20 protein-coding genes are annotated in these 20454 nt (G+C 64.4%); 10 read left to right on the plus strand and 10 right to left on the minus strand.

The window, feature by feature from the left end:
* The first annotated feature begins 1 nt into the window (after nucleotide 1).
* The gene (locus tag KF871_RS09995) at nucleotides 2–478 is read left to right on the plus strand and encodes a DUF1499 domain-containing protein (RefSeq protein ID WP_291141476.1); all 477 of its coding nucleotides are present in this window, start codon (nucleotides 2–4) and stop codon (nucleotides 476–478) included.
* Nucleotides 479–539: 61 nt separating this feature from the next.
* Here the strand turns inward: KF871_RS09995 and clpA are convergent, their stop codons facing one another.
* The 3 genes from clpA to icd form a co-directional block, all read right to left on the minus strand.
* The gene (gene clpA, locus KF871_RS10000; RefSeq protein ID WP_291141479.1) at nucleotides 540–2876 is read right to left on the minus strand and encodes an ATP-dependent Clp protease ATP-binding subunit ClpA; all 2337 of its coding nucleotides are present in this window, start codon (nucleotides 2874–2876) and stop codon (nucleotides 540–542) included.
* 75 nt (nucleotides 2877–2951) lie between these two features.
* The gene (gene clpS, locus KF871_RS10005) at nucleotides 2952–3317 is read right to left on the minus strand and encodes an ATP-dependent Clp protease adapter ClpS (RefSeq protein ID WP_291141482.1); all 366 of its coding nucleotides are present in this window, start codon (nucleotides 3315–3317) and stop codon (nucleotides 2952–2954) included.
* 226 nt (nucleotides 3318–3543) lie between these two features.
* A complete protein-coding gene (gene icd / locus KF871_RS10010) occupies nucleotides 3544–4797 on the minus strand; it encodes an NADP-dependent isocitrate dehydrogenase (protein ID WP_291141484.1) in 1254 nt (417 codons plus the stop codon).
* A 137-nt stretch (nucleotides 4798–4934) separates the two neighbouring features.
* Here icd and KF871_RS10015 point away from each other — a divergent pair, with 137 nt between their 5' ends.
* Nucleotides 4935–5384 carry a DUF192 domain-containing protein gene (locus KF871_RS10015; protein WP_291141487.1) on the plus strand — a complete coding sequence of 150 codons (450 nt, stop codon included), beginning with the start codon at nucleotides 4935–4937 and terminating at the stop codon, nucleotides 5382–5384.
* 49 nt (nucleotides 5385–5433) lie between these two features.
* Here KF871_RS10015 and KF871_RS10020 read toward each other — a convergent pair whose 3' ends face one another.
* From KF871_RS10020 to xseA, 3 genes are all read right to left on the minus strand, one after another.
* Nucleotides 5434–7671 carry an NADP-dependent isocitrate dehydrogenase gene (locus KF871_RS10020; RefSeq protein ID WP_291141490.1) on the minus strand — a complete coding sequence of 746 codons (2238 nt, stop codon included), beginning with the start codon at nucleotides 7669–7671 and terminating at the stop codon, nucleotides 5434–5436.
* A gap of 235 nt (nucleotides 7672–7906) precedes the next feature.
* Nucleotides 7907–8488, minus strand: a complete 582-nt coding sequence (locus KF871_RS10025) for a Fe-Mn family superoxide dismutase (protein ID WP_291141493.1) — start codon at nucleotides 8486–8488, stop codon at nucleotides 7907–7909.
* A 74-nt stretch (nucleotides 8489–8562) separates the two neighbouring features.
* A complete protein-coding gene (gene xseA, locus KF871_RS10030; RefSeq protein WP_367172045.1) occupies nucleotides 8563–9819 on the minus strand; it encodes an exodeoxyribonuclease VII large subunit in 1257 nt (418 codons plus the stop codon).
* A 405-nt stretch (nucleotides 9820–10224) separates the two neighbouring features.
* Here xseA and KF871_RS10035 point away from each other — a divergent pair, with 405 nt between their 5' ends.
* The 6 genes from KF871_RS10035 to adk all read left to right on the plus strand — a co-directional run bounded on the left by KF871_RS10035 (nucleotide 10225) and on the right by adk (nucleotide 14128).
* Nucleotides 10225–10860 (plus strand): MotA/TolQ/ExbB proton channel family protein, encoded by a 636-nt coding sequence (locus tag KF871_RS10035; RefSeq protein ID WP_291141499.1) that lies wholly within the window; start codon nucleotides 10225–10227, stop codon nucleotides 10858–10860.
* A complete protein-coding gene (locus KF871_RS10040) occupies nucleotides 10857–11300 on the plus strand; it encodes a biopolymer transporter ExbD (protein ID WP_291141501.1) in 444 nt (147 codons plus the stop codon). Before KF871_RS10035 ends, KF871_RS10040 begins: the two co-directional genes overlap by 4 nt.
* 4 nt (nucleotides 11301–11304) lie before the next feature.
* On the plus strand, nucleotides 11305–12342 hold the full coding sequence (gene lpxK / locus KF871_RS10045) for a tetraacyldisaccharide 4'-kinase (RefSeq protein WP_291141504.1): 1038 nt from the start codon (nucleotides 11305–11307) through the stop codon (nucleotides 12340–12342).
* A 23-nt stretch (nucleotides 12343–12365) separates the two neighbouring features.
* Entirely contained in the window at nucleotides 12366–12572 is a 207-nt protein-coding gene (locus tag KF871_RS10050; protein WP_291141506.1) for a Trm112 family protein, read from the plus strand.
* A 3-nt stretch (nucleotides 12573–12575) separates the two neighbouring features.
* Entirely contained in the window at nucleotides 12576–13328 is a 753-nt protein-coding gene (gene kdsB / locus KF871_RS10055) for a 3-deoxy-manno-octulosonate cytidylyltransferase (RefSeq protein WP_291141507.1), read from the plus strand.
* Nucleotides 13329–13471: 143 nt separating this feature from the next.
* Entirely contained in the window at nucleotides 13472–14128 is a 657-nt protein-coding gene (adk, locus tag KF871_RS10060; protein WP_291141509.1) for an adenylate kinase, read from the plus strand.
* Nucleotides 14129–14188: 60 nt separating this feature from the next.
* On the opposite strand, the gene KF871_RS10065 is transcribed toward adk, so the two are convergent.
* From KF871_RS10065 to KF871_RS10075, 3 genes are read right to left on the minus strand one after another with little or no spacing between them, the layout of a single operon-like run.
* A complete protein-coding gene (locus KF871_RS10065; RefSeq protein ID WP_291141512.1) occupies nucleotides 14189–14665 on the minus strand; it encodes a DUF6152 family protein in 477 nt (158 codons plus the stop codon).
* 10 nt (nucleotides 14666–14675) lie between these two features.
* Nucleotides 14676–15104: a hypothetical protein gene (locus KF871_RS10070; protein ID WP_291141515.1), complete on the minus strand. Its 429-nt coding sequence runs from the start codon at nucleotides 15102–15104 to the stop codon at nucleotides 14676–14678.
* On the minus strand, nucleotides 15097–16053 hold the full coding sequence (locus tag KF871_RS10075) for an asparaginase (RefSeq protein WP_291141518.1): 957 nt from the start codon (nucleotides 16051–16053) through the stop codon (nucleotides 15097–15099). The genes KF871_RS10070 and KF871_RS10075 overlap by 8 nt, the downstream gene beginning before the upstream one ends.
* 81 nt (nucleotides 16054–16134) lie before the next feature.
* Between KF871_RS10075 and lexA the strand changes: the two genes are divergently transcribed.
* Together lexA and KF871_RS10085 are read left to right on the plus strand one after the other, a co-directional pair.
* Nucleotides 16135–16812, plus strand: a complete 678-nt coding sequence (gene lexA / locus KF871_RS10080; protein WP_291141521.1) for a transcriptional repressor LexA — start codon at nucleotides 16135–16137, stop codon at nucleotides 16810–16812.
* 504 nt (nucleotides 16813–17316) lie between these two features.
* Nucleotides 17317–18324: a D-2-hydroxyacid dehydrogenase family protein gene (locus KF871_RS10085; RefSeq protein WP_291141524.1), complete on the plus strand. Its 1008-nt coding sequence runs from the start codon at nucleotides 17317–17319 to the stop codon at nucleotides 18322–18324.
* A 25-nt stretch (nucleotides 18325–18349) separates the two neighbouring features.
* Here KF871_RS10085 and KF871_RS10090 read toward each other — a convergent pair whose 3' ends face one another.
* Nucleotides 18350–20290 carry a hypothetical protein gene (locus KF871_RS10090; RefSeq protein WP_291141527.1) on the minus strand — a complete coding sequence of 647 codons (1941 nt, stop codon included), beginning with the start codon at nucleotides 20288–20290 and terminating at the stop codon, nucleotides 18350–18352.
* Nucleotides 20291–20454 lie beyond the last annotated feature (164 nt).

The raw sequence follows: 20454 nt of genomic DNA on the forward strand, positions 1-20454 counted from the left end.
AGTGCTATCCACCCTGATAGGCCTGCTGGTCCTGCTGCTGATAGCGGCGCAGCTCGGCGTCCTGGGCGGCCGCTCGCCCAACGATCTGGGCGTGACCGACGGCCGCTTGAAGCCGCCCTCACCCACGCCCAACAGCGTCAGCAGTCAGGCCAGTCTGTACCCGGACCACCCGCAGCGCAGCTATGCGGCCATCGACCCTCTCCCGGCCAAGCCCGCGGGCCAGGCCGCATCAATGGCCGCGCTGGGTTTGGCGTTGGAGCAGATGCCGGGCGTGCGCGTCGTCGAGCGCAAAGAGAACTACCTCTACGCAGTGGCGACGACGCGCTGGCTGAAGTTCAACGACGACATCGAAGCGTGGTTCGACCCCGCCAGGCAGGTGATCGAGTTGCGCAGCGCCAGCCGCCTTGGACGCAAGGACTTCGGCGCCAATCGTGCGCGTGTCGACGCCCTGCGTGCGATCTACCTGGCTCTGCCCTGACGAAACAAGGCCCCAAATGAAAAGGCCCGGCAATGCCGGGCCTTTGTTTGAAGCGCCTGGGTCAGACCTCGGTGGCCTCTTCCGGCTTGGCCTTGCCCTCTTTCTTGGGCAGCGGCTGGATGTCGAGATCCACGTCGTGGATTTCTTTGCCATCCTCGCCGGTCTTGGTGACCAGGTCGACCGTCAGACGTCCGCCTTCGGTCAGGCGACCGAACAGCAGCTCGTCGGCCAAGGCACGGCGGATCGTGTCCTGGATCAGGCGCTGCATCGGGCGCGCGCCCATCAGCGGATCGAAACCCTTCTTGGCCAGGTGCTTGCGCAGCGTGTCGGTGAAGGTGACCTCCACCTTCTTCTCGGCCAGCTGGGTTTCGAGCTGCAGCAGGAACTTGTCGACCACGCGCAGGATGATCTGCTCGTCCAGCGCCTTGAAGCTCACGATCGCGTCCAGGCGGTTGCGGAACTCGGGCGTGAACAAGCGCTTGATGTCGGCCATCTCGTCGCCCGACTCTCGGGCGTTGGTGAAGCCGATGCTGGACTTGTTCATGGTCTCGGCACCCGCGTTCGTGGTCATGATGATGATCACGTTGCGGAAGTCGGCCTTGCGTCCGTTGTTGTCGGTCAGCGTGCCATGGTCCATGACCTGCAGCAGCACGTTGAAGATGTCCGGATGCGCCTTCTCGATTTCGTCGAGCAGCAGCACGCAGTGCGGCTTCTTGGTAATGGCCTCGGTCAGCAGGCCGCCTTGGTCAAAGCCCACATAGCCGGGAGGCGCGCCGATGAGGCGACTGACAGCGTGGCGCTCCATGTACTCCGACATGTCGAAGCGAATCAACTCGATGCCCATGATGTAGGCGAGCTGTTTGGCCGCTTCGGTCTTGCCGACGCCGGTCGGGCCGCTGAACAGGAAGGCGCCGATCGGCTTGTCGGCACGACCCAGACCGGAACGCGCCATCTTGACGCTGGCGGACAGCACTTCTAGCGCCTTGTCCTGACCGAACACCACACTCTTGAGATCGCGCTCAAGCGTGGCGAGCTTGCCGCGGTCGTCGTTGGAGACGTTGGCCGGCGGGATGCGGGCGATCTTGGCCACGATCTCCTCGACCTCGGCCTTGGAGATGGTCTTCTTGCGCTTGGACGCGGGCAGGATGCGCTGCGCCGCACCGGCTTCGTCGATCACGTCGATGGCCTTGTCGGGCAGGTGGCGGTCGTTGATGTACTTGGCCGACAGCTCGGCCGCGGCCTGCAGGGCGGCCACGGCGTACTTGACGTTGTGGTGTTCCTCGAAGCGCGACTTGAGGCCCTTGAGGATGTCCACCGTCTGCTCGACCGTGGGTTCCACCACATCGACCTTCTGGAAGCGCCGCGAAAGCGCTGCATCTTTCTCGAAGATGCCGCGGTACTCGGTGAAGGTGGTGGCGCCGATGCACTTGAGCTGGCCACTGGAGAGTGCCGGCTTGAGCAGGTTGGATGCGTCCAGCGTTCCACCCGACGCCGCACCCGCACCGATCAGGGTGTGAATTTCGTCGATGAACAGCACGGCATTGGGCTTGTCCTTGAGCGACTTAAGCACGCCTTTGAGACGCTGCTCAAAGTCGCCGCGGTACTTGGTACCGGCCAGCAGCGCGCCCATGTCGAGCGAGTAGACGTTGGACTCGGCCAGGATCTCGGGCACGTCGCCCTGGGTGATGCGCCAGGCCAGGCCCTCGGCGATGGCGGTCTTGCCCACGCCCGCCTCGCCCACCAGCAGCGGGTTGTTCTTGCGGCGGCGGCACAGGATCTGGATCACGCGCTCGACTTCGTACTCGCGGCCGATCAGCGGATCGATCTTGCCGTCCTTGGCCATCTGGTTGAGGTTCTGGGTGAACTGCTCCAGTGGCGAGGCCTTCTCATTGCCCTTGGCTTCAGCGGCCTCTTCGTTCTCGGCGGCGCTTTCGTTGGATTTGGTCGGCTCGGGCGGGTCGCTCTTGCGGATGCCGTGCGCGATGAAGTTCACCACGTCCAGGCGCGTCACGCCCTGCTGGTGCAGGTAGTACACAGCGTGCGAGTCCTTCTCGCCGAAGATCGCAACCAGCACGTTGGCGCCGGTGACCTCCTTCTTGCCATTGCCGGTGCTTTGCACATGCATGATGGCGCGCTGGATCACGCGCTGAAAGCCCAACGTGGGTTGGGTGTCGACCTCGTCGGTACCGGCCACCTGCGGCGTGTTGTCCTTGATGAAGTTCGTCAGGGACTTGCGCAGGTCGTCGATGTTGGCCGAGCAGGCTCGCAAGACCTCGGCCGCGCTGGGGTTGTCCAGCAGGGCCAGCAGCAGGTGCTCGACGGTGATGAATTCGTGCCGTTGCTGCCTGGCCTCCACAAAGGCCATGTGCAAGCTGACTTCAAGTTCCTGGGCAATCATGGGGCACGTCCTTGGGCTGGGTCGGGAAAAGGGTGGCTTGAGAACACTGTAGGGCCAGATGGGGGGTATCCGACCTTATTCAACGGGTTCGCTCAAGCATTGGAGCGGGTGGCCCGCATTGCGGGCGGCCTGGAGGACCTGATCCACCTTGGTGCTGGCCACGTCGCGCGAGTACACGCCGCAGACGCCTTTGCCTTCGAGGTGGATCTTCAACATGATCTGGGTAGCGGTTTCGCGGTCCTTGCTGAAGTACTCCTGGATGACCTGCACCACGAACTCCATCGGCGTGAAGTCGTCATTGAGCAGAACCACCTGGTACATCTGGGGCGGCTGTATGCGCTGGGTTCGGCGCTCGAGCACAACCGCATCGTCTCCGCTGGGCGCAGGCGGGTTGGCCGGGGTTTCAGGTTTCTTCGGTGTCTGAGAAGCCATGAAAATCATTCTAGCGAGGGGGCCGCGCCCCCAATGTCATCCGGGACACTGACGGAACTCCAGGGCGACAGACGCCCACGTGCTGCCCATTGTGCGCCTCGGCACGGAGGGCAAGCCATCGAGCAGATGCAAGAAACCTGCCCAATTCCACGGGTAATGCCGGCTTGTTGCCGCCAGTCTGGAAAGAAGCCCGGCCGGGCGATCCAGGCGGGCGTCCGATCACACGGGGCCAGGTTCACAAGTTGTCGATCATGACCTGACCAAAACCCGAACAACTCACCTGGGTCGCGCCGTCCATGAGGCGCGCGAAGTCGTAGGTGACCTTCTTGGACAGAACCGACTGCTCCATGGCGCCGATGATGAGGTCGGCGGCTGCGGTCCAACCCATGTGGCGCAGCATCATCTCGGCCGACAGGATCGCGGAACCCGGATTGACGTAGTCCATCCCGGCGTATCTGGGTGCCGTGCCATGGGTGGCCTCGAAGCAAGCCACCGAATCGCTCATGTTGGCGCCCGGCGCGATGCCAATGCCCCCGACCTGCGCTGCCACAGCATCGGAGATGTAGTCGCCATTGAGGTTGAGGGTCGCGATCACCGAATAGTCGGCCGGACGCAACAGCACCTGCTGCAGGAAGGCGTCGGTGATCGCATCCTTGACCACGATGTCCTTGCCGGTCTTCGGGTTCTTGAGCCGGCACCACGGGCCGCCATCGATCTCGTCGGCACCGAACTCGCGCCTGGCCAGGGCATATCCCCAGTCGCGAAAGCCGCCCTCGGTGAACTTCATGATGTTGCCCTTGTGCACCAGGGTGACGCTGGGCTTGTTGTGATCGATGGCGTACTGGATGGCCTTGCGGGTCAGCCGCTCGGTTCCTTCGATGGACACCGGCTTCACGCCGATGGCCGACGTGTCGGGAAAGCGGATCTTGGTGGCCCCCATCTCATCGCGCAGGAACCGGATGAGCTTCTGCGCCTGAGCGGAACCCGCCTCGTATTCGATGCCGGCGTAGATGTCCTCCGAGTTCTCGCGAAAAATGACCATGTTGGTCTTCTCGGGCTCCTTCAGCGGCGACGGAACGCCTTTGAAGTGCCGCACAGGACGCAGGCAGACGTACAGGTCCAGCGCCTGGCGCAGTGTCACGTTGAGCGATCGGATGCCGCCACCGACTGGTGTGGTCAGCGGGCCCTTGATGGACACCACATGGTCCTTGAGCGCGGCAAGCGTCTCGTCGGGCAACCCGGAATCAACGCCGTAGAGCGCGGTCGCCTTGTCGCCGGCATACACCTCCATCCAGTGGATCTTCTTCTGCCCGCCATAGGCCTTGGCCACAGCCGCATCGACCACGGCACGCATGACCGGGGTGACGTCAACGCCAACGCCGTCGCCTTCGATGAATGGAATGATGGGCTCGTCGGGCACACTGAGCGACAGGTCGCTGTTGACGACGATTTTCTGGCCTTGCGCGGGCACCTGGATGTGCTGGTACATGTCGGCGATGGGTCCAAGTCTCGGGTGGTTGAAACGGCGCGGGGCATTCTAGACGGGGGCACTCCAACCAACTTGCCCGACCTGTCCCCGGCGCATGGACCACAATGCGCACTTGCATTCAAGTTCTTGCCTGCCCTATGAAATCACTGTTGGTTCGCCTGATCGGATGGAGCCTGTTTGCCTGCGGCACCGCCTGGGCACAGGAAGGCCCGCAACTGGACCTGCCCCGCGTCAACCTGACCGCAGGCATGCACCTGATCCATGCGCAGGTGGCGGCCACACCGCAAACGCGGGCCGTCGGGCTCATGTTTCGGCAGGAGATGCCGGCCAATGAAGGTATGTTGTTCGTGTTCGAACAACCAGCGGGGCAGTGCTTCTGGATGAAGAACACCTTGCTCCCGCTGACGGCCGCTTTCGTCGCCGACGACGGTACCGTGGTCAATCTGGCCGACATGAAGCCCCAGACCCTGGATTCGCACTGCTCGGACAAGCCCGTGCGCTTCGTGCTGGAGATGCACCAGGGCTGGTTTGCCAAACGCGGCATCAAAGCAGGCTATCGCCTGAGCGGGCCGCCCTTCACCAAGTAAGGTTTGGTGCGAGCGACCGCCAGCGCAGGCGGCCGCGTTTGGACGTCACTCAGGCCTTGATCAAGGCCAGCGCCTTGTTGAAGGTGGCGCTGGGTCGCATGATGGTCTCCAGCTTGGCGAAGTCGGGCTTGTAGTAGCCGCCAATGTCGACCGACTTGCCCTGCACCGCCGCCATCTCGTCGACGATGGCCTTCTCGTTGTCGGCCAAGGCCTTGGCCAACGGCGCGAACGTCTCGGCCAGGATCTTGTCTTCGGTCTGTGCAGCCAACTCCTGCGCCCAATACAGCGTCAGGTAGAACTGGCTGCCGCGGTTGTCGAGCATGCCCGTCTTCGGGCTGGGGTTCTTGTTGTTGTTGAGCAGTTGCCCCGTTGCGGAGTCCAGCGTCTTGGCCAGCAATTTGGCGCGGGCGTTGTTGTTTTTGAGGCCGAGGTCTTCGAAGCTGACTGCCAGGGCCAGGAACTCACCCAGCGAATCCCATCGCAGGTGGTTTTCTTCGACCAACTGCTGAACGTGCTTGGGCGCCGAGCCACCGGCACCCGTTTCGTACATGCCACCACCGGCCATCAGCGGCACGATCGACAACATCTTGGCGCTGGTACCCAGTTCCATGATGGGGAACAGGTCGGTCAGGTAGTCGCGCAGGATGTTGCCCGTGGCGCTGATGGTGTCCAGGCCACGGATCACTCGTTCCAGCGTGTAACGCATGGCACGCACCTGGCTCATGATCTGGATGTCCAGACCGGCGGTGTTGTGCTCGTGCAGGTACATCTTCACCTTGGTGATCAGCTGCGCCTCGTGCGGGCGGTACTGATCCAGCCAGAACACCACCGGCATGCCGGAGTTGCGAGCGCGGTTAACGGCCAGCTTGACCCAGTCGCGAATCGCGGCGTCCTTTACCTGGCACATGCGCCAGATGTCGCCCTGCTCGACCTCCTGGCTCATCAGCACCTCGCCCGTGGCGATGTCGGTGATGTTGGCCACGCCGTCTTCGGCAATCTCGAAGGTCTTGTCGTGCGAGCCGTATTCCTCGGCCTGTTGCGCCATCAGGCCGACGTTGGGCACCGTGCCCATGGTTTTCGGATCAAACGCGCCGTGCCATTTGCAGAAGTTGATCATCTCCTGGTAGATGCGCGCGAAGGTGCTCTCGGGCATCACGGCCTTGACTTCCTTCAGGCGGCCATCGGCACCGTACATCTTGCCGCCGGCGCGGATCATCGCGGGCATGGAGGCATCGACGATCACGTCGTTGGGCGAGTGGAAGTTGGTGATGCCCTTGGCCGAATCCACCATGGCGAGTTCGGGGCGGTGCTCCTGGCAGGCATGCAGATCGTGCTTGATTTCGTCCTGCTTGCTTTGCGGCAGCGACGCGATCTTGTTGTAGAGATCGACCATGCCGTTGTTGACGTTCACACCCAGTTCGTCGAACAACTTGCCATGCTTCTCGAAAGCCTCCTTGTAGAAGATCTTCACGCAGTGACCGAACACGATCGGGTGCGACACCTTCATCATGGTGGCCTTGACGTGCAACGAGAACATCACACCAGTCTTGCGGGCGTCTTCGATCTCTTTCTCGTAGAACGCCAGCAAGGCCTTCTTGCTCATGAACATGGAGTCGATGACCTCGCGGTCCAGCAAGGAGACCTTGGGCTTGAGCACGATGGTCTTGCCGCTCTTGGTGATCAGCTCCATGCGCACGTCGCGCGCGCGGTCGAGCGTCATTGACTTCTCACCGTGATAGAAGTCGCCGTGGTGCATGTGCGAGACGTGCGTGCGCGAAGCCTGGCTCCACTCGCTCATGCTGTGGGGGTGCTTGCGGGCGTACTCCTTGACGGCCTTGGGTGCGCGGCGGTCCGAGTTGCCTTCGCGCAGCACCGGATTGACGGCACTGCCGATGCACTTGTTGTAGCGCGCGCGGATGTCCTTTTCTTCGTCGGTCTGCGGGTTCTCGGGGAAGTCGGGAATCTTGTAGCCCTTCTTCTGAAGCTCACCGATGGCAGCCTTGAGCTGCGCCACCGAGGCACTGATGTTGGGCAACTTGATGATGTTCGCTTCGGGCTTGAGCGTCAGTTTGCCCAGCGCCGCCAGGTCGTCGGGTACGCGCTGTTCTTCGCTCAGGCACTCGGGGAAGGCGGCCAGCACGCGGCCCGCCACTGAAATATCGGCCGTGGCCACATTGATGCCGGCGGGTGCTGCAAAGGTGCGGATGATGGGCAAAAACGAGCTGGTGGCCAGCAACGGCGCCTCGTCCGTCAGGGTGTAGATGATGGTGGGTTGCTGGCTACTCATCGCTTATCTCCAAAGGTTGTTGGGTGCGCCATCGGCCGGCACCTGGCGGATTGTGCAAAGCCGCCGACCGATATCCCGCGATTGTGCTTTCAGTGAAAACGCGAAGACCGCGATTTCGGGATCAAACTCTCACGATACAAAATGGTTGCCAAAAAAATTTGCATGCCAACACATGGCTGGCCACAAAAAAGGGCCCGGAGGTTGCCCACCGAGCCCTTGTTCAGGCATGCCCTGCTCAGCCGAAGTTCTTTTCGGCAAACGACCAGTTGACCAGCTTGTCGAGGAAGGTCTCGACAAACTTGGGACGCGCGTTGCGGTAGTCGATGTAGTAGGCGTGCTCCCACACGTCCACCGTCAGCAGCGCCTTGTCGGCCGTGGTCAGCGGCGTACCGGCCGCGCCCGTGTTGACGATGTCCACCGAGCCGTCGGCCTTCTTGACGAGCCAAGTCCAGCCGGAGCCGAAGTTGCCCACAGCGCTCTTGACAAAGGCTTCCTTGAACGCGGCATAGCTGCCCCATTTGGCATTGATGGCTGCGGCCAGCGAGCCACCGGGTTCACCACCGCCATTGGGCTTCATGCAGCTCCAGAAGAAGGTGTGGTTCCAGATCTGCGCCGCATTGTTGTAAACGCCGCCGCTGGACTTCTTGACGATGTCTTCCAGGCCCATCGACTCGAACTCGGTCCCCTTTTGCAGATTGTTGAGGTTGACCACGTAGGCGTTGTGGTGCTTGCCGTGGTGGTACTCCAGGGTCTCGCGGCTGTAGTGCGGGGCTAGGTCGTCCAGACCGTAGGGCAATGCGGGCAGGGTGTGTTCCATGCGCTTCCTCTTGGATGTGGTTGTGGGGAAAACGGCGATTGTAGGCAGCGGGTGTGACGCTGACGGTGTCGGGGTTATGCCCCAGGTTCGTGCACTTGCAGCGGCAACGTGCCGTCGGCCAAGGTAGCCGTGAGTCGATCGCCCGAGGACACCTGACCCACGTGCGTGATGGCACGTCCCTGCTCGTCCGTGAGATAGGCGTAGCCCCTGCGCAGAACCAGGCGCGGATCCAGTAGGGACAGTGCCGCTTCGCTGCGTTGCAGTCGCTGCCGTTGCTGCTGCAACTGGCTGTCCATGGCTGCGGGAAGCGCTTTGCCCAGTTGGGCGTGTGTCCAGTGCTGACGCTGCAGCCACAGACTCGGGGCGGCCTGAAGGCGTCCCTGAAGCATTTGCAGCATTTCGCGCGCTGCGCCCACGCGCGCGGCCGGGCGCCCCAGGTGTGCGGCGACGCGGTCCAGGCGCTGCGCATGTTCGTTCATCAGGTCGTTCAGTCCATCGCGCAAGCGTTCCTGCAGGTACGCCAGCTCGCCCAGGCGCTGCTCGCGCGGCGCCGAACACAGCTCGGCCGCAGCGGTGGGTGTTGGCGCGCGCAGGTCGGCCGCGAAATCGGCCAGCGTGAAGTCGGTTTCGTGACCGACGCCCACCACCACTGGCAGGCTCGAACCCGCCACCGCCCGCACCACCGCCTCGTCATTGAACGCCCACAGGTCTTCAAGCGATCCGCCGCCGCGCACGAGGAGGATGAGTTCACATGGGCCACGCTCGCCCCGGTAGCGGTTGGCCAAGTCCATTGCGCCCACCAGCTCGGCGGGCGCCTGCGCCCCCTGCACCGACGCTGGAAAGACCGTCACCGCCACATGCGGCACCCGCCGGTGCAAGGCGGTCACCACATCGCGCAAGGCGGCCGCGCCCAGCGAAGTCACCACAGCCACATGCCGCACCTGCGCGGGCAGCTCGCGCTTGCGCCCGGCATCAAAGAGGCCCTGCGCCTCCAGCAGCGCCTTGAGCCTCAGAAATTGCTCGAACAGCGACCCTTGCCCTGCGGCGCGCATGTTCTCGACGATGAGTTGCAAGTCGCCCCGCGGGCCATACACGTCGAGCCGACCGCGCACCTGAACGCGAAGGCCATCCCGGGGGGGAAAGCTCAGCGCGTCGGCCGCGCGCCGAAACATGGCGCAGCGGATCTGCCCGCTGTCGTCCTTCAGGCTGAAATAGCAATGCCCGCTGCTGGCGCGCGAGAAGCCGGAAATCTCGCCTTGAACCGCGACCGGGTTGAACCGTGCAGACAAGGTGTCCGCCACAGCTCGCACCAGCGAGCCAACCGCCCACACACGTTCGGCCGACTCTGCCTGTCGCTCGGGAAATGCCCCGGCGCTGCGGTCTGGCGGGTCAAACGTGTCCACAGGCCGCACCGATGCTCGATTTGCTGTCGCCAATCCCCGACAAGCCGCATGGCATCGTCAAGTGCGTTGATTTCAAAGCGGAATGTGGTGCGCAAATTTCGGGCATTGTGCTCAAGCCCAAGTGGCGCAAGCCATCGCGAGCCCTATGCAGGGGGTTTTTCACAAAGTTATCCACAGAAGCTGTGAATGGTTGGACTGCTCGATGGCGAAACAAGCGCATTGTTGGATTGCGCAACATCGGCTCGGGCAATCACGGCGCACCAGGCTCTGGCACTGGTCCATAATCCGCCGCTGTTGACCGGTGCCGTCGGCACCACTGTCCGGAGCCCAGAGTTGTTGTCCATCATACAAGCCGCCGGTTGGCCGATCTGGCCCCTGATCATCTGTTCCGTGACCGGCCTGACCCTCGTCATCGAACGCTTCATCAGCCTCAAAACCAGTCGCATCGTGCCGCCCAAGCTGCTCGAAGAGGCCATCATGGTGTCGCGCAACGGCGTGCCGGGCCCCGACGTGGTGACCCAGCTCGAGCAGAACTCGCTGCTTGGCGGCGTGCTGGCCACCGGCTTCAGAACCCTGGCTAACAACCCCAAAGCCAGCGCCGAAGACCTCAGGGCCAACATCGAAACCGCCGGCCGGCAGGCGGCGGCCCGCATGCAGCGCTACCTCGGGGCCCTGGCCACCATCGCCTCGGCCGCACCGTTGCTGGGGCTGTTGGGCACGGTCATCGGCATGATCGAAATCTTCGGCTCACAGGCCGGCAGCGGTCTGACGCCCGGTGGCGGCGACCCCAGCCAGCTGGCCCATGGCATCTCCATCGCCCTGTACAACACAGCCTTCGGGCTGATCGTGGCGATTCCGGCGCTCATTTTCTGGCGTTACTTTCGCGCCCGCGTCGACGAGTACGTCCTGAGCATGGAAGTGGCCGCCGACCGCTTTGCCCGTCACCTGATGCTCATCCGCAAGCCATGAACTTTCACGGCGGCTCCCATCGCGACGAACCTGAGGTCAACCTCATTGCGTTCATCGACATCCTGCTGGTGGTGGTCATTTTCCTGGTCCTCACCACCACGTACAGCAAGTACACCGAGTTGAAGGTCAACTTGCCGGTGGCCGATGCCGACACGCAGAAAGAGAACCCCAAAGAGGTCGTGGTGACGGTCGGCGCGGATGGCCGCTACGCGATCAACCGGGTGGTCCTCGAAGGCACCAGCGTCGAGCTGCTCACCGCCGCCCTGCAGGAGAGCGTGGACAGCGGCCGCGACACCGTCGTGGTCATCAGTGCCGACGCGGCCGCCATGCACCAGTCGGTGATCAACGTCATGGACGCGGCACGTCGGGCCGGCTTGGTACAAATCACCTTTGCCACCCAGCAAGGTGGTGGTCGGGCGGCGGCGCGCGCGCGCCCCTGACCCCATGGCGCCCAAGGCCGCCGAGTCCGGCTGGCAGGGCATGGCCCAGCACCGTGGGCCCTGGGCCCGATTGCTGTGGCCGCTTTCACTGCTCTATGGCGCGCTGGTGCGGTGGCGCTTGCACAGCGCCCCAAGCCAGAGGGGCGCACCCAGGCTGCCGTTGCCCGTCATCGTGATCGGCAACGTGGTGGTGGGCGGCGCCGGCAAGACACCGACCACCATGGCCGTGGTGCGTCACCTGAGCCGGCAAGGCTGGACGCCTGGCGTCGTCTCCCGCGGCCACGGCAGACGCGACCAGTCGCCCGCATCTGTGGAACTTGCGTCCGACCCACTGGCAGTGGGTGACGAACCGCTCCTGATTCGCCGCAGTACCGGGGTCCCGGTGTGGGTGGGACGCCAGCGGGTGGACGCGGCGCGAGCACTGCTGGCAGCGCATCCGCTGACCGATGTGCTCGTCTGTGACGATGGTCTGCAACATCTGCCCTTGCATGGCGATCTGCGCATCGCGGTGTTCGACGACCGCGGCCTGGGCAATGGCTGGCTGCTGCCCGCCGGCTTGCTGCGCGAGCCCTGGCCCATCAGGCCCCCGACCCGCGCGCCCCAGCTGGTGCTGATCCACGGCCAGCCATTTGATGCCAGCGCCTTGCCGATGCCGAACGGGACGGACGTTTTCTTCGCGCAACGCGAGCTGGCCACCGTGGCGGTCGACGCCCTTGGCGCATCGCGCCCGCTGGCCGAGCTGCAGGATCAACCCGTGCTGGCCGTGGCGGCCATTGCACGCCCCGAGCGGTTCTTCGAAATGCTCACGGTCCTGGGTGTGCCGATTGCGCGCAGCGTGGCCTTGCCCGACCATGCCAGCGCCAGCGTCATCGAAGCGGCCATTGATGCCTGGCATGGCCATGTACTGTGCACCGAGAAGGACCTCGTGAAACTTGGCGGGGCGAGCCAGGGTGCGTCGGTGTGGGCTGTGCCGCTGAAGGTGGACATCGACGCCGGCTTCTTTGACGCCATTGACCGCGCCCTGAACGGGCTGCGCAGCTGATCTCTCGACCTATCATCGCGGCCATGGACACCAAACTGGTCGAACTGCTGGTATGCCCTGTGACCAAAGGGCCGTTGATTCTGGGCCCCGACAAGCAGGAGCTGATCTCGCGCAGCGCCCGCCTGGCCTACCCCATCCGTGACGGGATCCCGATCCTGCTCGAGCATGAGGCCCGCCCCATCTCGGATGAAGAGGCAGCCCGGCCTGCACCGCCGCCTTCGGTCGACTGAGCCATGCGGTTCAGCGTCCTCATTCCAGCGCGCATGGCGTCATCGCGCCTGCCCGACAAACCCCTCGCAGACATTGCCGGTCTGCCCATGGTGGTGCGGGTTGCCCAGCGCGCCGCGCTCAGTGGCGCCCAGCGCTGCGTGGTTGCCGCTGACGATTCCCGCATCCTCAGCGCCTGTGCGGCCCACGGCGTGCAGGCCATCCCCACGCGCGCCGATCACCCCAGTGGCAGTGATCGCCTGGCTGAAGCCTGCGAACACCTGGGCTTGAGCGGCGAAGAGGTTGTGGTCAATGTGCAAGGCGATGAACCTCTCATCGACCCGGAGCTCATCCGAGCAGTCGCCTCCCTGCTCCACGACAAGCCCGACTGCGCCATGAGCACCGCAGCCCATGCCATCGACGACCGGGCCGACTGGCTCAACCCGAACGTGGTCAAAGTGGTGCTCGACCGTGATGGTTGTGCGCGCTATTTCAGCCGGGCACCTATTCCCTGGTGGCGTGACGGGGCCGACGCACCCGGCCTGCCAGAGCCCCGGCCATTGAGGCACGTGGGCATCTACGGCTACAGAGCCGATTTCCTGCGTCGCTTTCCGACCATGGACGTCGCACCCACCGAACGCCTGGAGTCGCTGGAGCAGCTCAGGGCACTATGGCACGGCGCCCGGATCGGGGTGCACATTGCACCGCAGGCACCCGGCCCCGGCGTGGACACGCCGCAGGACCTCGAACGCGTTCGCGCCCTGCTCTCGCGCCCTTGAATCGGGTCTGATCCGGGCCTGCCGCTGTAAGGCTGTGTCGGGGAGGCCCATGCTATCCTCGCCCGGTTCACCCCGGCGGGCATGCCCTGGGGCCGCTGCTAGAGACAAGCGGCGACGCCATTGAAACTCTGAAAAGGAAAGCGATGAGATTGATTCTTTTGGGCCCACCGGGGGCTGGAAAGGGAACGCAGGCTGCGTTCATCTGCCAGAAGTTCGGTATTCCCCAGATCTCCACGGGCGACATGCTGCGCGCGGCGGTCAAAGCGGGCACGCCGCTGGGTCTGCAGGCCAAAGCCGTGATGGACTCGGGCGCATTGGTGAGCGACGACCTCATCATCAACCTGGTCAAGGAACGCATCGCCCAGCCCGATTGCGCCAGTGGCTTTCTGTTCGACGGCTTTCCCCGCACCATTCCGCAGGCAGACGCCATGAAGGCCGCCGGCGTGAAGCTCGACTACGTGCTTGAGATCGACGTGCCCTTCGACGCGATCATCGAGCGCATGAGCGGGCGTCGCTCTCACCCCGCGTCGGGCCGCACCTACCACGTCAAGTTCAATCCGCCCAAGGTGGAGGGCAAGGACGACGTGACCGGCGAGCCGCTGATCCAGCGCGACGACGACAAGGAAGAAACCGTCAAGAAGCGGCTTGAGGTGTACAGCGCGCAGACCCGCCCTCTGGTGGACTACTACAGCCAGTGGGCCAAGAACGACGCGGCGGCAGCGCCCAAGTACCGCGCCATCAGTGGTGTCGGCAGCGTCGAAGACATCACTGCCAGAGCCTTGCAGGCACTCAGCGCCTGATTCAACCTGCCCTGATGACGAGCCCCGCCAAGTGCGGGGCTTTTTGCTGCCCGATCAGGATCAGGCCGGACTCGATCGCAGCCCGTAGGCCTTGTCCCCGATGAACAGGTACTCGACCCGCATAACCGCTTCGCCCTGCTCGTCCTTGAAGGTGAAGCCCACCATCGCCACCGGATCGCCCACCTTGGGCTCGGGCACCTGCCATTGGTTCATGCGAAAGATCGGCGCCAACTCGATCTCCCAGCGAGCGTCCTTGCGCGTGGGGACAACTGCGCGTCGCAACAGATCGACCCCGTTCACCGAGGCGGTCTGGTTGGGCAACGGGCGCTGGGCCAAATCGGCCGGCACCGCCAGTGAGGCAGGCACTTCCACGATCAACTCGGCGTGCGGGTTTCGCCACGCGACTTCGACCACCTTGCCTGCGAGATAAATCGGACGGGATTGGTCGAAGCCACTCCAGCCATGGTGAGCCATCGCCGGACCGGCCACACCTGCGAGCGGCATGCTCCCCAGGATCAGAAACTCTCTGCGGTCCATCGGTTCTCCTTCAAAGATAGCCCAGCCAACGGCCACAAGTAAGCACGAGAAGCCACAAAACGGTCGATGCCAACGCCAACACCCGTGCCATGGCGTCCAGCCGCTCAAGAGAACCCCGCGCATGAAACCAGACGGCGTTGCCTGCGGCCAGGGCAATCAAGAGCAGCTTGAATAAGAACAACCGGTTGGCGATCAGTTCCTCGGCCATGGTGCCGAACATCAGCAACCCCGACACCGCGCAAAGCACAAAGCCGGCCCCCACCAGCCCCAAGGCCATGCGGGCCAAAGGCGCCACAGCGATCGATGCCCCCACTCCCCACACCCGCATCTCCAACAGGATCAGATTGCCGAGCAACAAGGCAATGCCGACGATGTGCACCACTTCCAGCATGGGATAGGCCCACGGGTGCGCACCGAGCGCGGCCAGCCACTCAGCCATCCAGCAGGTCCAGCGTCAACGCCCAGCGCGCCTTGGCCGGCGACAGGCCATCCAGTTGAGGAAACGGCTGCGTGGCGTACGGCACCATCGGCAGCCCGCTGCGGGTGCCCAACACCACACGCACGCCGGCCGTTTCGGCACGCTTGAGGGACTCCTCCAGGTCGTTGTGCAGCGACGCGTTGCCGGTACCGGCCACCACAATGCCTCGCACACCTGCGGCGTTGCCATTGGCCAGCAGCACGTCGACCTCCCAGGCCTGTGCACCGGAATGGCTGTCGACCCACGCGACACGCGGCAAGTCCTTCGCGGCCAGAAAAGTCACCAAGCGCGCTGTGTGAGCCGACTCGCCTGGCCACGGACGAAACACCCGCACCTGCCCTTCTTCCACCTGAGCCACCGCGCCCGCATCACCCGATGCAAAGGGATCGGTGCGGTAGGGGTGCACCTTGGCCACATCCGTCGCCGAGTGGACCCGCCCTGCGCACACCACGACGACGCCCTTGGCGCCGGGGCAACGGGCCACGGCCACCGCATCGCACAGGTTTTGGGGGCCATCGGGCGAGACCGCCGTGGCCGGTCGCATGGCGCAGGTCAGAACCACAGGCTTGGTGGGTGCCAGCAAGGTCTGAAGCAGATAGGCCGTCTCTTCGATCGTGTCGGTTCCGTGCGTGATCAGCACCCCTTGCACCTCGGGATCGACCAAGCAGTCCTGAACACGCTTGAGCAACCGTTGAAGGTCGGCCAGGCGCATGTCCTTGCTGTTGATTTGTGCCACCTGCTCGAAGCGCAGGTGCAAGCCAGCCAGCGCAGGCAGCCCGGCTGCCAGGTCCTCGACAGGGACCTGCCCGGCCCGATATCCGACGTTGTCGTCGGCCCGCTCCGCGCGCCCGGCTATGGTCCCGCCCATGCCGAGCACCACGATGCAACTGCCCTGTTGATCACGTGCCACTTGCCAATTCCTGAACAACTGATTAAAAATACAGGCACTGGATAAAACCACATGTCATCCAGCCCCACCACGAGAGGCCCCATGAACGATTCGCTGCTGCCCCCAAAGCTCACTGCTCGCCAGCAACAGATTCTTTCGCTGATCCAGAGCACGATCGCCCGCACCGGTGCACCGCCGACCCGGGCCGAAATCGCCAGCGAACTGGGCTTCAAATCGGCCAATGCCGCCGAAGAACACCTCCAGGCACTGGCCCGCAAAGGGGTCATCGAGCTCGTCAGCGGCACGTCACGGGGTATCCGGCTGCGCCGTGCCGACCTGCAGAGTATCAATGAGGCGCGCGAGCGCCAGCTGGCCTTACCCGGTCTGGCGCAACTGGTGCTGCCGCTGATCGGTCGTGTTGCGGCGGGCTCGCCCATCCTGGCTCAGGAGCACGTGGACCAGTCCTACGCCGTGGAGCCCAGCCTGTTTCAACGAACCCCCGACTATCTGTTGCGCGTTCGCGGCATGTCCATGCGCGATGTGGGCATCCTCGATGGCGATCTGCTGGCGGTGGCCACCACGCGCGAGGCCCGCAATGGCCAGATCGTGGTCGCGCGGCTGGGCGACGACGTCACCGTCAAGCGCTACATGCGGCTGCGCGATCACATCGAACTGCGGGCCGAGAACCCGGACTACCCCACCATCGTCGTCGAGCCCGGTGAACCCTTCGAAATCGAAGGTCTGGCGGTGGGCCTCATTCGCAACAGCTTTCAGAACTGACCCGATCGGGTCCCTGCCGCCCTGGCGGGTGGCGGGCGTTGCGTGACGCACCGTTGTGCGATCACGAAACCCCGCCGGGGCGCGCTTCGTCGCAATCCTGCCTGTGTCAAACCTTTTCAGGAGTTTCACATGGGTCTTTTCTTCCAATCCAGCAGCTGGCGCAAACCTCTCCAGCTCATCGAATGCTGGTTGCCGGAGCACAGCCTCTCGACATCTGGCGTAGCCACCTCGCACGCCTGTGTGCAGCGGGCATCGTCGCCATCGGTGAGTCGGTTCGCGCGCGCCGGGTGGTTGGGCCGCGCCGCTGCGAACGCGCCCGGCGCGACCCATGGGCGACACGATGGCCGCGTGGCCCTTGCCGGACGCATCGACGACGTGTGCCGGGAACTCGATCGTTTGGCCGCGAGCGAGTCAAGTGCGCGCTGGATGCGTCGCGTGCGCTGAACAGATCAGGTCGAGCGTGCCGGGCCAGTCGCCTGGCACGCGCGGGCACAATAGCTGCCCATGAATATCGTGATCCTCGATGACTATCAGGACGCCGTCCGCAAGCTGCACTGCGCCGAGAAGCTCGAACCCTACCCCGCCAAGGTCTTTACCAACACCGTCAAGGGTGTGGGCCAGCTCTCCATCCGCCTGCGCGATGCGGATGTGCTGGTCCTGATTCGGGAACGCACCCAGGTCACCCGCCAGCTCATCGACAAACTGCCGCGCCTCAAACTCATTGCCCAAACCGGGCGCGTGGGCGGACACGTCGATGTGGCCGCGTGCACGGAGCGTGGCGTCGCAGTGGCCGAGGGCATGAGTTCACCGGCGGCCACCGCTGAACTGACCTGGGCGTTGGTGCTGGCCGCCATGCGCCGTGTGCCCCAATACGTCTCCAACCTCAAACACGGTGCCTGGCAACAGTCCGGGCTCAAGTCGTCTGCCATGCCCGCCAACTTTGGCCTGGGGATGGTGCTGAGTGGCAAGACCCTGGGGGTGTGGAGCTATGGCCGCATTGGCTCCATGGTGGCGGGCTACGGCCGCGCCTTTGGCATGCGGGTCGTGGTGTGGGGATCGGATGAATCCAGGGCCCGCGCTGCTGCCGATGGGTTCGATGTCGCCACGTCCAAGGAAGGCTTTTTCGAGTGCTGCGACGTCTTGAGCCTGCATCTGCGCCTGAGTGAGCGCAGCGTGGGCTGCGTGCAACTCGATGACCTGCTGCGCATGAAGCCCACTTCGCTGCTGGTCAACACATCGCGCGCCGAACTCATTGAACCCGAGGCCCTGCTGACCGCACTCAACCGCGGGCGCCCTGGTATGGCAGCGGTTGATGTGTTCGAGTCTGAGCCCATCCTGCAAGGTCATGCCCTGCTGCGCCTGGAGAACTGCATCTGCACGCCCCACATCGGGTACGTGGAGCTCGACAACTACGAACTGCTGTTCAGTTCGGCGTTCGACAACGTGGTGAACTTCATCAAGGGCACGCCCACCAACATCGTGAACCCGGGCGCCCTGCAGGTAAGGCGCTGACCCGACAGGTCAACGCCCCCACCCATCAACGCGGCAAGTCGTCCGTCGGGTCGCTACCTTCACGGCGCTTGGGCGGATCGTTCTCGACGATTTCAAAGTCGATCATGCTTTCGCCTTCGCGATAAGCGTGTGAACGGCCAGCTGTAGGCTCAACCGGCACGTCCACCTCGGGCAAGGAAGCTTCGAACTGCGACTCCGCCTCCAGGTCCTCGATGTTGACGTCGAGTGCCACCCGCGGCGATGCCGGCGGAATCACGTGCAGGTCCATCGGCACCGTACGGCGCATGGCGTCCTCACCCACCGGCGCGGCAGCGACCGGCTTGGCTGCCGCCTTCAAGGGCTGCATGTTGGTGTTCTGGAAGTCCACCGGCGGCTGGGTGGCCGATTCGCGTTCAACGATGTCCTTGGCGACGGAGTGCAGCATGAGCAGCTCGCGGTACGCCTCCAGGTCAAAGACTTCGGTCTCACCCTCTTCGCTGTCGCGGAAGATGCTGCGCTCGATCAGATCGAGCACACGGGGCTGCGGCCACAGCGCCTGAATGCGCGCAAAGGCCGTCTCGTAGGCCTCGAGGCCCCTGCCCTTGTCGGTATAGCGGTCAAACTCGGGCGCACCGGCGTTGAACACACGGTTGAATTCCTCACGCAGGCCTGCGTAATCCTCGCGACGCCCGAGGCGGTGGTAGAGCCGGAACAGATCGAGGTAGGCCAGCGGGCTGGGTTCGTGGCTTTCCGTCAGGTGATTGCGCAGAACGGTGATGGCTTGTTCGTCTTCGCCCAGCGACACGAAGAAGTCCGCTTGCTGCTGCACATCGAACAACTCTTCGGTGGCCACCGAGCGGGACACGCCCAAGGCACTGGGCGCGAAATCGCGCCGATCCTGGGACGCAATGGGCGCTGCACTGCGGGGAGCCGGTTCTGGTTCGAGGGCTGCAGGCGTGGAGTCAATGTCGAGATCCACATCCAGTGGCTCAAGCGGCACCGGAGCACTGGGCTGCAACGGGGCGCGACGCGAATTGCGCGGGGGCATCTGCTCCACGTCGTCATCGTCATCGCGCGCCTCAGCCCACCAGGCACGCGAGGCGTCCGAGGCAATGACCGCATCACGACGCTGGCGCCGCGCGAGCATCACCACCGCGCCGAGCGCCAGCAGCAGCAAGCCGCCCAGCACGTACACCAGCCAGTTGGCATAGCGCTGCTCCTGGGCGAGCGCCAACTTGGCGTTCAACTCGGCGATGCGCATCTGGTCACGCTGCTGGGCCTCGCGGAACTTGGCCATCTCCGCTTCCAGCGCTGCCAGTCGTTCCGTGTTGCGCTGCACTTCGGCATTGGCGGTGGCCAGTGCCGTCTCCAGCGGATTGGGCTCCACCGGTGCGGCGGCAGGGGTGTCTGCCATACCCACAGGCGAGCCGGCGCTCGACAGGTCCGGGGGATCCAGGCGCAGGCGCGGGGCGCCAGTGGGGGCCGCTGCGGGCGCTGGTGCGGCCGCCACAGCGGGTGCGGGCGCATTGCTGTCACGCTCTGGCGCAGGGGGCGGCAGTGGTTTGCTCCGTGGCGCAACGGCAATCTTGGATGGCTTGGGCGGCGCGGGCGGACGGGCGCGCACCACCGGTGGCGGCGAAGGCGGCGCCACTGCAGGCGCAGGTGCCGGTGCTCTCACGGGGGCGGGTGCGGGCGCGGGCGCCTGCACCACCGCCACGGGCGCGGTCGCCGGCTCGCTCACCAGGTCGGCCAGCAACACATATCGGCGGGTGAACGGCAGGCCGCAGCCCGCGCGCACCGACAAGGTGACGATGGGCTCGTTGACCGGAGAGGCGCTGACAATGCGCGCGGTGCCTGTCGATTCACCCGGCTGGACAGCCGTGGTCACCACCACCTGCCCCGGCCCAAGGGGTATGTCGCCATACATCACGTCGGCGGCCAGGCACTGGGTTGCGATGTCCTCACCAGGAGCCAGCAGGACCTGCACGCGCACGTCCAATGGCTGCCCGATCAATGCCACCCCGCTATGGCGACCCAGCGAGACCGCAGAAGCGCTCGCAGCGGTTGATAGCAAAATGCAGGCTGTCCAGATCTGACGCACGTCGGGTTTCCTTCGCAACAGGTTGAAACATTTTGTCATAGGCAATCTGG

The organism is Hydrogenophaga sp. (assembly GCF_019635465.1).
In the GTDB taxonomy this organism is placed as follows: Bacteria; Pseudomonadota; Gammaproteobacteria; order Burkholderiales; family Burkholderiaceae_C; genus Hydrogenophaga.